Source organism: Actinoplanes subglobosus (genome assembly GCF_042650585.1).
Lineage (GTDB): Bacteria > Actinomycetota > Actinomycetes > Mycobacteriales > Micromonosporaceae > Actinoplanes > Actinoplanes subglobosus.
On sequence record NZ_JBHSBL010000020.1, the window covers coordinates 156,186 to 168,968 of the forward strand.

Here is a 12,783-nt window from a genome sequence, read left to right on the forward strand (position 1 = left end):
TGCGTTGATGGCGGCCAATATTGCGGACCTTTTCGAGCACGCGGTCGACGCCTTCGGTGATCGCGTCGCGGTGGCCTGCGGCGAGCGTGAGATCACCTACGCGGAGCTGGAGGAGACCTCCAACCGATTGGCCCATTTCCTGCAAAGTCGAGGAGTGGGCAAGGGCGCCCACGTCGGGCTGTACGCGGGCAACTCGATCGAGGCCGTGGTGGCCATGATCGCCGTGTACAAGCTCCGCGCCGTGGTCGTCAACGTCAACTATCGTTACGTCGAGAACGAGTTGCAGTATCTGTTCTCGGACGCGTCCCTTGTCGCGCTGATCCACGACCGGCGGTTCTCGCCCCGGGTCCAGGCGGTGGCGACCGATATGCGGGCGATCGTGGCCCTGCCGGACGATTCCTTACTGGACATCCCGGACATCTCCTATGCCGAGGCACTGGCGGCCGGATCATCCAAACGCGACTTCGAGGAGCGGTCCGGCGACGACATCTACCTCCTCTACACCGGCGGCACCACCGGCTACCCCAAGGGCGTGATCTGGCGGCACGAGGACGTCTGGCGGGTCCTCGGCGGCGGCATCGACTTCATGACCGGCGTCCCCCTCGAAGACGAGTGGGCGCAGAGCACCCGCGAGGGCATGCCGCCGATGACCCGGTTCTGCCTGGCCCCGCTGATCCACGGCAACGCGCAGTGGGCCGCCCTGGCCGCCCTCTTCGCCGGCGACACCGTCGTCTTCCTGCCGCAGTTCGACGCCGACGAGGTGTGGCGCACCATCGAACGCCGCAAGGTCAACGTGGTCGTCCTGATCGGCGACGCGATGGCCCGGCCGATCATCGAGGCCTACCTGGCCGGCAGCTACGACGGATCGTCGCTGGTGGCGATCTCGTCCAGTGCGGCGCTGTTCTCCCCGTCGGTCAAACGGCAGTACCTTCGGGCGCTGCCGGACACCATGGTCACCGACGCGGTCGGATCGTCGGAGACCGGATTCGCCGGGATCGGGATCGTCGCCGACGTCGACGGCGGCGCGGTCGACGGTCCCCGCGTCATGCCCGGCCCGGACACCATCGTCATCGACGAGTACGGCCGTCGCGCCGGCCCCGGAGTGATCGGCCGGCTGGCCCGCGGCGGACACGTGCCACTCGGCTACTACAAGGACCCGGACAAGACGGCGGCCCTGCTCACCGAGGTCGACGGCGTCCGCTACGCGATACCGGGCGACCTGGCCCGGCTCGAGGACGACGGCACGATCACCCTGCTCGGCCGGGGCAACACGTGCATCAACACCGGTGGCGAGAAGGTCTTCCCGGAAGAGGTCGAAGGTGCTCTCAAAGCACATCCCGACGTGTTCGACGCCCTGGTCATCGGGGCCACCGACGACCGGCTCGGCCAGCGGGTCGTCGCCCTCGTCCAGCCGCGCCCCGGTACCGAACTGGACCTCGCGGAACTGGACACCCACGTACGTCAACGGATCGCCGGCTACAAGGCGCCCCGCGGCGTGTGGCTCGTCGACCGGATCAACCGCACGATCAGCGGCAAGGCCGACTACCGCTGGGCCCACTCCTACGTGAAGGACAACGATGCGGACTGACCTCTGCGAAGTGCTCGGCGTCGACCACCCGATCGTCGGGTTCAGCCCGTCCGAGCACGTCGTCGCGGCCATCAGCCGGGCCGGTGGGCTCGGTGTGCTCGGCTGCGTACGGTTCAACGACGCGGCCGAACTCGACACCGTCCTCACCTGGCTCGACGAGAACACCGGCGGACGGCCGTACGGCGTCGACGTGGTCATGCCCAGCCACGAACCCACCGAAGGCGCCGCCGCCGACCTCGACCAGCTGATCCCTCCCGGACATCGCGACTTCGTCGAACGCACCCTGCTCCGGCTCGGCGTGCCGCCGCTCCCGGCCGCGTCGAGCCGGCCCGGCGTCCTCGGCTGGCTGCACTCGGTCGCCCGCAGCCACGTCGAGGTCGCCCTCAACCACCCGGTCAGACTGATCGCCAACGCGCTCGGGCCACCACCGGCCGACGTCATCGCGCAGGCCCACGACCGGGGGCTGCTCGTCGCCGCGCTGGCCGGGCGGGCCGACCATGCGCGCAGCCACGTCGCCGGTGGGGTCGACATCGTCGTCGCCCAGGGTTACGAGGCCGGCGGCCACACCGGGGAGATCGGCGGGATGGTGCTCGTCCCCGAGGTCGTCGACGCCGTCGACGTGCCGGTCCTCGCGGCCGGGGGCATCGGCAGCGGCCGGCAGATCGCGGCCGCTCTCGCTCTCGGCGCCCGCGGGGTGTGGATGGGCTCGGTCTGGCTCGGCACCAGCGAATACCACAGCAGCCCCGGCCTGCGGGAGGCGTTGCTGCGGGCCACGTCCAGTGACACGGTCCGCAGCCGCATCTACTCCGGTAAACCCGCGCGGCTGCTTCGCAACCGGTGGACCGCCGCGTGGTCCGCCGAGGGCGCACCGGCCGCGCTGCCGATGCCGTTGCAGAACCTGCTGGTCTCCGAGGCGCACGACCGCCTGATGGCCTCCGACGACCCGACGGTGGTGCCGATGCCGGTCGGCCAGATCGTCGGCCGGATGAACGAGGTCCGCCCGGTCGCCGAGGTCCTCGCCGACCTGGTCACCGAGGCCGACGAGACACTGACGAGGATCCACAAACTCCTCTAGCGGTACGGACGGCCCGCTCGGCTCGCGGGTGGGCCGCCCGCGGCACCCCGGCCCGGTATCGGACGGATGTCAGGCGGCGGACCAGTGCGGGTCCCGGCCGATGAACCCGATCAGCCGGGTCTGCGGGTCGGCGTCGGCGGGCACCGGAACCACCGGACCGAACTGCCCGGAGGCGCGCAGCATGTCGTCCATCGGCTCCATGCCGGACAGCAGGGCCGCACACATCTCCCGCTCCAGACTCTCGTCCTGACCGGTGGCGCGGGCCAGATCCCAGGTGTGCATGAACACGTCGGTCGTATAGAAACGGTCGATCGCCTGGTCGAGCGGGATGTCACCGATGTGCGGGTTGCTGAGCGTGCGTCCGGCGGTGGCCGGGTCGTCGAGCAGGTCCTGCACGGCGGCGGCGTGCACCCGCCACGCCTGGACGGGGTCGGCGCCGGCCCCCGGCCCGGCGGGCAGGGTCACCCCGGCACCCGACAGGAACCCGGGGAGCCACTCGACGAGGTGACCGACCACATCCCGGGCGGTCCAGCCGGCGACCGGAGCGGGTGCGTCCCAGTCCTTGGCGCCCTCGACGCGGGCGGTGAACCCGGCGGCGATCTGGCGGTGACGTTCGGCGGCAGACAGGTCGGCCAGCGACATCGGCGGCATCCTTCCGTAGCGTCCCAATCTTTCAACTGCTTAGTTTAAAGCATGGACGGCGGTTCCGTGTCGGCGGCGGTGCGTAAAATACGGACATGTCGACTATTCGGCGCTCACTGGTCATCGCTGCCGCGCTCCTGCTGGCCGGCGCGGGGATCCAGCCGGCCTCGGCCGGCGCCGCCATCCCCGACGAGGCCCTGCTGCAGGCGGCCGACCTGGGCGGCGTCACACCCCACGCCACCGACGAGGACGACTGGCCGCAACTGCGCCCGCCCCGGCCCTGCGGCGCCACCGTGCCGACGGCGATTACCGACCGCGCCGTCGCCGCGGTCATCGACGTCGACCGGTCACCCGAGGCGATCATGGAGTACCTCGCGCTGCACCGTGACCCCGATCGCTACCTGCGCAAACTCAAGAAGGCCCTGCGCAACTGCCCGGACTGGAGCCTGGAGAGCAGCCGGCCGGACGGCCTGACCCTGCGGTGGACCCAGCGGTGGGAGCACGTCGGGGAACAGGTCACCCACCACACGTACGTCGCCGTCGGGCACACCGGCCGGGCCGTCGTCGTGGTCGCGGACTCCGGATGGGAGACCTCCAGCGGCGACCCGGCCGTCGCGGAACGGCTGCTGACCAGCGCCGTCCGTCGAGCGTCAGTTCTGCGATGACAGCAGCGGCGCCGGAGTCTCACTGAACTGGGTGCGGTGCAACTCCTCATACCGCCCACCGGCCGCGAGCAGCTCGGTGTGGGTGCCGCGCTCCACGACCCGGCCCTCCTCGACGACCAGGATCTGATCGGCCGCCCGGACCGTCGACAGCCGGTGCGCGATCACCACGGCGGTCCGGCCGTTCAGTGCCTCACCGAGAGCGGCCTGCACCGCCTGCTCGGACGTCGAGTCCAGATGGGCGGTCGCCTCGTCGAGCACGACCACCCGCGGCCGCGCCAGCAGCAGGCGGGCGATCGTGAGCCGCTGCCGTTCCCCGCCGGACAGCCGGTAGCCGCGTTCACCGACGACGGTGTCCAGCCCGTCCGGCAGCGCCTCGATCAGATCGGCGACGTGGGCGCGGCGCAGCACCTCCCACAGCTCGTCCTCGGTGGCGTCCGGCCGCGCCAGCAGCAGGTTCGCCCGCACCGACTCGTGGAACAGGTGCCCGTCCTGGGTGACCATGCCGAGCGTCTGCCGCAACGACACGGCACTCAGGTCCCGGACGTCGATCCCGCCGATCCGCACGGCACCCGCACCCGCGTCGTAGAGCCGGGGCAGCAGACTCGCCATCGTCGACTTGCCGGCCCCCGACGATCCGACGAGCGCCACCATCTGCCCCGGCTCCGCGGTGAACGACACACCGTGCAGCACCTCCTCACCCCCGCGCGTGTCCAGCGTCGCCACCTCCTCCAGCGACGCGAGCGACACCTTGTCGGCGGCCGGATAGGCGAACCGCACGTCCTCGAACTCCACCGACACCGGCCCCTCCGGCACCGGCCGGGCCTGCGGCTTCTCCTCGATCAGCGGTTTCAGGTCGAGGACCTCGAACACCCGCTCGAAGCTGACGAGCGCACTCATCACCTCCACCCGGGCGCTGGCCAGCGACGTCAGCGGCGCGTACAGCCGGGTCAGCAGGATCGCCAGCGCCACCACCGCGCCCGGGTCGAGCCGCCCCTGCAGCGCGTAGAACCCACCCAGCCCGTAGACCAGCGCGATCGCCACCGCCGACACGCTCGTCAGCGCGGTCAGGAACGTCCACTGCGCCATCGCCGTACGCACGCCGATGTCACGCACCCGGCGGGCCCGTGCCGCGAACTCGGCTGATTCGGCGGCCGGGTTCCCGTACAGCTTCACCAGCGTCGCGCCCGGAGCCGAGAACCGCTCGGTCATCTGCGTGTTCATCGCCGCGTCGTGCTCCGCCGCCTCCCGCTGCAGCCCGGCGAGCCGGCCACCCATCCGCCGCGCCGGCAGCACGAACACCGGCAGCAGCAACAACGCCAGCCCGGTGATCTGCCACGAGATCCCGACCATCACGATCAGGGTCAGCGCCAGCGCCACCACGTTGCCGACCACACCGGACAGCGTGTCACTGAACGCCCGCTGCGCCCCGATCACATCGTTGTTGAGCCGGCTGACCAGGGCACCCGTCCGCGTCCGGGTGAAGAACGCCACCGGCATCCGCTGCACGTGGTCGAACACGCGGGTCCGTAACTCCAGGATCAGGCCCTCACCGATCCGCGCCGACAGCCACCGCTGCACCAGCCCCAGCCCGGCCTCGGTCAGCGCGATCACCGCGATCGCCACCGCGAGTGTGACCACGAGCCGAACTTCCTTGGCCTCGACGATCGCGTCGACGACCTGACCGGCCAGCACGGGAGTGGCCACCGCGAGAAAGGCGGTGACCACGCTGAGCGTCAGGAACGCCGCGAGTATCCGGCGTTGTGGCCGTGCCAGCGCGAGAATGCGCCGCAGGGTGGCCCGGCTGAACGGCCGCTTCTCATCCTGCCGGTTCATGGCATGCCACATCGAGTTCCAGGCAGCGACTTCCATACTCATAGCCCCGAAGGTGCCACCTGACCTCAGGTTCAGGTCAACCCCTTTCCCGGGGTACGCCCACACCTCCCACGCCCACACCCCCGCGACATGGCGCCATGCCGCGCGGTTGAGGGGATTCCGGGATCGGCGACATCGGCGCGGGTGGTCGATCAACATGAACCGGACACTGGGGCTGAAGGGTCGTCTTGCTTCGCCAGGCTGAGCGACATCTCCCCGTATCCCAAGGTCATGGGATGCCTGCTGGTGCGGTGACCGTCGACGCCTGCCGGGTCGGCCTCGGCCGATCTTGACCGGCTCACCACCGGTAGCGGTGGCAAAACGGTCAAGATCCGGCGCGTGGCCGTCCGAAACCGCTACCGCCCGGGGCGGCTGGGCCGGCCGGAGATGGGGCGGCGCGGCGGCTGGGGAGCCGCCGCGCCGCTGGTGGGGAACGGGACAGGGTCAGGTGGTCGCGGTGCAGGAGGCCGTGGGCCAGTTCCAGTTGCCGTTGGGCTGGACGGTCAGGCCGAAGTTGTTGCCGCTGCCGTTGGGCCGGGCGACCATCTGCTGTGCGGACGGCCAGGTCGCCGTCGTGTTCCAGGTGTTGATGACCTTGGCGGGAGACGGCAGGTTGAGGGTCACGGTCCAGTTGCTGGAACCGGTGACGGCCACGTTGAGGTTGTAACGGTCGCCCCACGACTGTCCGGCGGAGAGCGTTGCGGTGCAGGTAGCGCTCCCGCCGCCACCGCCTCCTCCGCCCGAGCCGTCGGGGGCGACCGCCCGTCCTGTGGCCGGTGAGATCATTCCGGCGCACAGGCCGCGTGATGCCAGGCCCTGGGCGATGCGCGGGATGGCGGCGACCGTGTTGGCCGGCCAGTCGTGCATCAGGATGACCTGACCGTTGGTGAGGCGTCCGGCGGCGGCGACGATGGCGTCGGTGCTGGCGTTGTTCCAGTCGGCGGAGTCGACGTCCCAGATGATCTCGGTGAGCCCGTATTTCTGCTCGACCGATCGCAGTGTCGCGTTGGTCTCGCCGTAGGGCGGCCGGAACAGTTTGGGGGTGCCGCCGCCGGCCGCGGCAATCGCGGACTGGGTGCGGGAGATCTCCGAGTCCATGCCGGCCTGGCTGAGCTGGGTCATGTGCGGATGGGTGTAGCTGTGGTTGGCGACCCACATGCCGGCGTCGACCTGCGCTTTGACCAGCGCGGCGTTGGCTGCCGCGTACTGGCCCTGGTTGAACATGGTGGCCCGGAGGCCGTTGTTGCGCAGTGCCGTCAGCAGGTTGCGGGTGTTGCCCGCCGACGGCCCGTCGTCGAACGTCAGGCCGACGTATCCGTTGCAGGCGGCGGCCCGCGACGGCTTCGCGGCGGGGTCGGCGAGCACGAATCCGACGGCGGCGACTCCGGCGGTCAGCGCGACGGCCATGACGCGTTTCCACATGATGGGGCTCCTCACTGCGCCGCGGGGGAGGCGGTGCCGTGTGCGGGGGACGGGACGGGTGGCATGGCGCTTCTGGCGGGGAATCCAGGTGGGGCGCCGGGGGATGAGAGCGAATCGATGACCGGCTATCCCTCTCGCCAGCGAGTATTAGGTCGCCCGCTTCCCGCTGTCAACAACTTCCGGAAACATTCCGGAATTAAATAAGTTCGACGCGCATCGAGGATGCTCCCGTTCACCCAGCTAGAAAACGTTTCAACGAAGGCTGTGGTCAGTAGGGTGCGGTGATCTTCGCGAATGTATCGGAGTTTGATTCCGAAACTTCCGGAAGCCGGGATCAGGCCTGGAAAGCGTGATCCACTGCCGCGGGCGTCAGTCCGTACGTGGCCGGGTCGTAGGTGTGCGCCGGCTGCGGCGTACCACCCCGGATCGCCGCGAGGACCGCGGACCGGGCCGTGCCGGACAACCGTGACCCCAGCCTCTCGTAGATCATGTCGATCGTGCCCATCGGGTCCCTGACCAGGTCGGCGTGCCGCACGTCGATGAACCGCGCCGGGTCGTGGCGGCCGCGGTCGGCGCGGAAGCGCCGCAGCCCGCGTGACCACAGCGAGAGTTGCGCCGTCCCGACGACCGGCCCGGTGAAGACCGTCGACCAGCCGGCCGACGCCCGCTCGTTGAGGCTGCACACCGACGCGATCACGGTCCGGGGGTCACGGTGCGTCTGGATCACGGTGGCGTCCGGATAGGCCGCGAACAGGGCGTCCAGCGCGAACAGGTGACTCGGGTTCTTCAGCACCCACCGGCGATCCCGATCGTGCAGACCGATGAGCTGGAGATTGCGGCGGTGCCGGGCGTAGGCGGGCGTCCAGTCGTGCGCGTCGAGCCACGCAGAATAGCCCGGAATGTACGCCGTGCACTCGAACGACACCGACGTCATCGACTGGCACAGCAGTCGCCAGCACTCCTCGACCTGTTCGGGTCCCATGTGGTGGACGCCGTCCAGGCCGATGTCCCGGTAGGCCTCCCGCAGGGCGAGAAAGACCGGGTGCGACTCCCAGTCGGCGCGCGGCGGGCGCGGCTGCGGGATCTCGGTGAGCCACAGCTCCGGACCCTGGTGCGCGGGGTCGGCGGTGAGCAGCCGGTGCAGCGCGGTGGTGCCGGTGCGCGGCAGTCCGGTGACGAACACCGGCCGTTCGATCGCGACGCCGGCATGCTGCGGAAACTCCCGCCACGCGGCCTCGGCGAGCAGGCGCGAGACCAGAGCGCCGCGCAACAGGCCGCGAGTCCGCTTACTGCCCGCCGGGGTCAGGCCCGCTTCCTGGGCGTACGACCGGAGCAGCACCCGGAGCCCGCCGGCGTAATCGTCACCGCCCCCGAAGTCGTCCAGCCCGGTGAGCCGGCTCGCCGACGCGTGCAGGTCGTCGAAGCTGCCGACATCGGTCCGGGCGGTGGTGGTCAATGGTGGAACTCCCCGCAGTTCACGTCGAGGCAGGCACCGGTGATGCCCCGTGCCAGGTCGGAACCGAGGAACAGGACGGCGTCGGCGATCTCGTCCGGTTCGGGCAGCCGCCGCAGGTCGGTGGTGGCGGCGACCTCGTCGTAGATCTGCCGCGCCGGCACCCCGCGCTGCACCGCCTGGAACTCGAACCAGCCACGCAACTGGTCGGCCCAGATCCAGCCCGGGGCGACCGAGTTCACCCGTACCCCTTTGGGTCCGAGTTCGCTCGCGAGATTCTGGGTCGCCGCGAGAAGCGCGGCCTTGGTCAGCTTGTAGGGCCCGAACGGCCGCCGCGAGTGCCGCAGCACCGCCGAGTTGACCACCACGATCGCGCCCCGCGATGCGATCAGAGCCGGCGTGACATGCCTGATCGTGCGCAGCGCGGCGAGCACGTTGACCTCGAACGACGTCCCCACCTCGGCGAGATCGACTTTGCCGAGACTCTGCATCGGCGGCATCGCGAACGCGTTGTGCACGAGCACGTCGATGCGCCCGAACCGCTCCACGGCGGCCTCGGCCAGCCTGCGCACGGCCGCGTCGTCGGTCAGATCGGTGGGCACCGCGAGCCCGCCGGTCTTCCCGGCGAGATCATTCAAGATCTCCGGGGTACGGGCGGCGAGCACCACCGAGGCGCCCTGTCCGGCGGCCCGGACCGCGACCGATGCGCCGAGCCCCGGCCCCACCCCGGCGACGATGACCACCTTGCCGTCGAGCAGCATCGGCTCAGCCCAGCATCCGGGTCGCGACCGCGGCCTGTCGTGCGGCGATCCGCTCCCGCCACGCCTCCGGCCCGATCCGCTTGTGATGCGGCAGCAGTTTCGGCAGGTCGTCGACGGCCACGATGTCGACCTTCGGCCCGTCGTCGGCGGTCAGTTCCCGGGAGAGCCGCTGCCAGCGCAACTGCACGTAACCGCGGCGGTGCCCGGTGCGCTCCAGCCAGTTCGCGACGCCCGGGTTCCGTTCGCTGATCACGTAGCGGATCATGCCGTCCGGGTCGATCTGTGCCTGGTCACGCGTGAGGCTGGTCTGGTGGTTGATGTAGTCCAGCGACACGTACCACATGCTGCCGAGCTGAATGCCCTGGTAGGGCGCGTCGCTGACCGGCACCGTGACGACCATCGCCTGGTCGTCGTCGAGGTCGTAGTGCCCGACCGACGAGAACTGCGTGGTCAGCCCGCCTGGGGTGGACCGCGGCGGGGTCAGCGTGTTGACCGGCAGCCCGAGGTAGAACCGCTCGGCGAAGGCGAGGAACGTGCGCAAGCGGCTGATCAGGATCTTTCCGGCCACGCCGTACCGCTTGGTCAGCGCATCCAGCGTGGGGGGAGGTGGGGCCGCACCGGTCCGGTCCGCACGCTGGATGCGCAGCACGCCGGGCCGCTCGCCGGCCCAGTCACTGAAGACCTCCCGGACCACCAGCATCCCGGCGCCCTTGAGGCCGGGGCCGAGGAACATCCGGTACGAGCCGTCCGGCCCGATCTCGATCTCCCGGTCGTCGAAGGCGGCCAGACTGCCCGGCACCTGGATCGGCGAGTAGTCGCCGTCGAGAATCTGGAAACTCAGGTCCACGGTGCTGCCGCGCTCGCCGGTGATCACGTACTCGGCGTCGTCGCGCAGCCAGGCGTGGAAGTACAGGGTGTCCGGGTTGTCCAGGCCCATCTTCGTGTAGGGGCCGGTCGACCGTACGAAATAGGGGAAGTCTCTCTGATAGGCCCAGGCCATCTGCACCGATGCGCGGATGCTGCCGGCCAGATAGTCGTAGCCCTCGACGAGATCGAGCTCGTCACGCACGTGCGGGGCACCGGTGATGACCCGCTCGGCCTCCTGGATCGCTTCCGCGAACGGTGTGGTGAGCACGCCTCGACGATAGAACTCGTTCTAGTTTCCGGTCAATCTCTCCTTGACCCAGTGCGATAACACGTTCCACTCTTGAGGGCGTGCTGGCTTATCGGATGACGGAGTGGGGCGCACCCCCGCGGCTGGTCGAGGTGCCGGACCCGGTGCCCCGGCCGGGCGAGACACTGGTGCGGGTCGCCGGGTGCGGGCTGTGCCGCTCCGACCTGACCATGCGGCACATCCCGGCCGCCGCCGGCGCGCAACTCGGCTGGTCGATGCCGTTCACCCTCGGCCACGAGGTCGCCGGCTGGATCGACGGCACCGGCGAGCCGGTCGCCCTGGTCTCGCCGACCTCCTGCGGCACCTGCCGGTACTGCGTGCGGGGCCGGGACAGCGGCTGCCCGAACGGGCGGGCCGGGCGGGGCTACGGCCGCGACGGCGGGCTCGCGTCCCACGTCCTGGTCAGCGACCGCCGCGCGCTGCTGCCCCTCGGCGACCTGGACCCGCGGCACGCCGGGCCGCTGACCGACGCCGGAGCGACCGCCTACCACGCTGTCCGGCGGGCACTGCCCAGGATCCCCGCGGGCGGTACGGTCGTGGTGATCGGCGCCGGAGGGCTCGGAGCGTTCGCCGTCCAGTTCGTGCGCGTGCTGACCGCCGCCCACATCGTCGCCGTCGACCCGCTGCCGGCACGGCTCTCCTACGCCGCGGAACTCGGCGCCCACCGCTGCGTCCCGGCGGTGCCCGCCGAAGCCGACGTGGTCCTCGACTTCGTCGGCACCGACGAAACCATCACCGCCGGCATCGCCGCGGTCCGGACCGGCGGCGCGTACGGCCTGATCGGCTCGGCCGGCGGCAGACTCCGCGGGCCGTGGTTCTCCACGCTGCCCCGCGACGGCGACGTGTTCACCTTCCAGGGCTCGTCGATCGCCGACGCCCAGGAGGTGATCGCCCTGGCCGGGGCCGGCCTGATCCGCAACCAGGTGGAGGAGTTCGGTTTCGGCGAGATCGACCGGGCCTACGCCAAACTGGCCTCCGGCTCCCTCACCGGCCGCGCCGTCATCGTTCTCTGAGCTACACGCCGCCGACGCCGTTGGCCCACCAGAAGCTCTTCAGGTAGCCGTACTCCATGTCACCCCAGAACCAGCCCCACTCGTCGAACCGGCTGACGTACTGGCCGAGCTCGTCGAAGACCACCTTCGCCTCCTTCTTCCGGCCGATCAGGCTGTAGTAGACCGCCATCCACTGCCGGACCTTCGACAGCTGCTCCGACGTCGGCGGCGCCGACCGGAACTTGGCGATCCACCCGTCGCAGTCACGCTGCACGTCGGCCCGGGCGAAGTACCTGCGGACCGCCTTCTGCGACTCCTTGCTCCGGTCGTCCCAGGCGAACTCGCGCATCGCGTACTCGAAATGCGCGAACAACGGCAACAGTGTCGTCCGGTGCCCGGGCGGCGCCGCCTCGGCCGCGGCGTGCGCGACGGCGAACATGCGCTCGTGCGAGCCGTACCACTTCTGGCAGGTCAGCATGACCGCCACCTCATGCATGGCGAAATTGTGCGGGTCACGGCTCCGCGCCTCGGCGTAATACTCGTTGAGCCGCCCGGCACGGGCGGAGAAACACGACCCCATGAGCTGGATCATCGGGGCCGGGTCGCGCGGATCGGCCAGGTCCAGCGCGCGCCTGCTCGCTTCCGCCGCCTTCTCCGACAGGATGTGGAAACTGGCGAACTGCTCCGCCGACGTGTTCGCCGCCGACTCGGCACCACGGGCCTCACCCGCCCGGCCGCCCAGCACCGACGCCCAGATCAGGGCGGCCGACGGATCCGACGGCTCGGCCCGCATCCAGGCGTCGAACCAGGTGTCGTCGTCGGCGGCCAGGCCGGCGAAGACCCCGAGCCGGTAGCCACGCAGAGCCCAGTCCGTACCGGCCGCCTCGATCGCCTGTTTCGCCCCCCGCCAGTCGCCGTCCCGCAGCAGCCGCGCCCGCGCCTCCCGCAACACCGCGTCCTTGATCATCAGGTCTTCGTCGGCGTCGAACTCAGGGGTCGGCGGCATGGGCCCGCCGACGATGCTGCGGAAGATGTAACGGGCGACGAAGAACATCGCAAGATCGTACGGTCGACCGCACCCGTCCTGATACCCGGTTCGCAACCGTGCCCCGGCACGCTGGGGCCAACACCCGGTCGCG

The 12,783-nt window shown here is 70.5% G+C and carries 11 protein-coding genes; 4 read left to right on the top strand and 7 right to left on the bottom strand.

The genetic code is table 11. The annotated features are described in order from the left end of the window. Positions 1–7 precede the first annotated feature (7 nt). Complete coding sequence (locus ACFO0C_RS29870) at positions 8–1,588, top strand: acyl-CoA synthetase (protein WP_378070050.1); 1,581 nt, start codon at positions 8–10, stop codon at positions 1,586–1,588. Then, entirely contained in the window at positions 1,578–2,663 is a 1,086-nt protein-coding gene (locus ACFO0C_RS29875) for an NAD(P)H-dependent flavin oxidoreductase (RefSeq protein WP_378070051.1), read from the top strand. The genes ACFO0C_RS29870 and ACFO0C_RS29875 overlap by 11 nt, the downstream gene beginning before the upstream one ends. 69 nt (positions 2,664–2,732) lie before the next feature. Here ACFO0C_RS29875 and ACFO0C_RS29880 read toward each other — a convergent pair whose 3' ends face one another. Further along, positions 2,733–3,305, bottom strand: a complete 573-nt coding sequence (locus ACFO0C_RS29880) for a TIGR03086 family metal-binding protein (RefSeq protein ID WP_378070052.1) — start codon at positions 3,303–3,305, stop codon at positions 2,733–2,735. Positions 3,306–3,400: 95 nt separating this feature from the next. Between ACFO0C_RS29880 and ACFO0C_RS29885 the strand changes: the two genes are divergently transcribed. Next, positions 3,401–3,970, top strand: coding sequence for a hypothetical protein (locus ACFO0C_RS29885; protein ID WP_378070053.1), 570 nt, complete (start codon positions 3,401–3,403; stop codon positions 3,968–3,970). Here ACFO0C_RS29885 and ACFO0C_RS29890 read toward each other — a convergent pair. From ACFO0C_RS29890 to ACFO0C_RS29910, 5 genes are all read right to left on the bottom strand, one after another. Further along, positions 3,956–5,845 carry an ABC transporter ATP-binding protein gene (locus ACFO0C_RS29890; protein ID WP_378070054.1) on the bottom strand — a complete coding sequence of 630 codons (1,890 nt, stop codon included), beginning with the start codon at positions 5,843–5,845 and terminating at the stop codon, positions 3,956–3,958. The two genes, ACFO0C_RS29885 and ACFO0C_RS29890, sit on opposite strands and share 15 nt — an antisense overlap. Positions 5,846–6,286: 441 nt before the next feature. After that, positions 6,287–7,264: a polysaccharide deacetylase family protein gene (locus tag ACFO0C_RS29895; protein WP_378070055.1), complete on the bottom strand. Its 978-nt coding sequence runs from the start codon at positions 7,262–7,264 to the stop codon at positions 6,287–6,289. 334 nt (positions 7,265–7,598) lie between these two features. Then, on the bottom strand, positions 7,599–8,720 hold the full coding sequence (locus ACFO0C_RS29900) for a sulfotransferase family protein (RefSeq protein WP_378070056.1): 1,122 nt from the start codon (positions 8,718–8,720) through the stop codon (positions 7,599–7,601). Continuing rightward, complete coding sequence (locus ACFO0C_RS29905) at positions 8,717–9,478, bottom strand: SDR family oxidoreductase (RefSeq protein ID WP_378070057.1); 762 nt, start codon at positions 9,476–9,478, stop codon at positions 8,717–8,719. The genes ACFO0C_RS29900 and ACFO0C_RS29905 overlap by 4 nt, the downstream gene beginning before the upstream one ends. 4 nt (positions 9,479–9,482) lie before the next feature. Then, positions 9,483–10,613 (bottom strand): hypothetical protein, encoded by a 1,131-nt coding sequence (locus ACFO0C_RS29910; RefSeq protein ID WP_378070058.1) that lies wholly within the window; start codon positions 10,611–10,613, stop codon positions 9,483–9,485. A gap of 80 nt (positions 10,614–10,693) precedes the next feature. Here ACFO0C_RS29910 and ACFO0C_RS29915 point away from each other — a divergent pair, with 80 nt between their 5' ends. Then, positions 10,694–11,665 carry an alcohol dehydrogenase catalytic domain-containing protein gene (locus ACFO0C_RS29915; protein WP_378070059.1) on the top strand — a complete coding sequence of 324 codons (972 nt, stop codon included), beginning with the start codon at positions 10,694–10,696 and terminating at the stop codon, positions 11,663–11,665. A 1-nt stretch (position 11,666) separates the two neighbouring features. Here the strand turns inward: ACFO0C_RS29915 and ACFO0C_RS29920 are convergent, their stop codons facing one another. After that, positions 11,667–12,698, bottom strand: coding sequence for a hypothetical protein (locus ACFO0C_RS29920; protein WP_378070060.1), 1,032 nt, complete (start codon positions 12,696–12,698; stop codon positions 11,667–11,669). Positions 12,699–12,783: the final 85 nt, after the last annotated feature.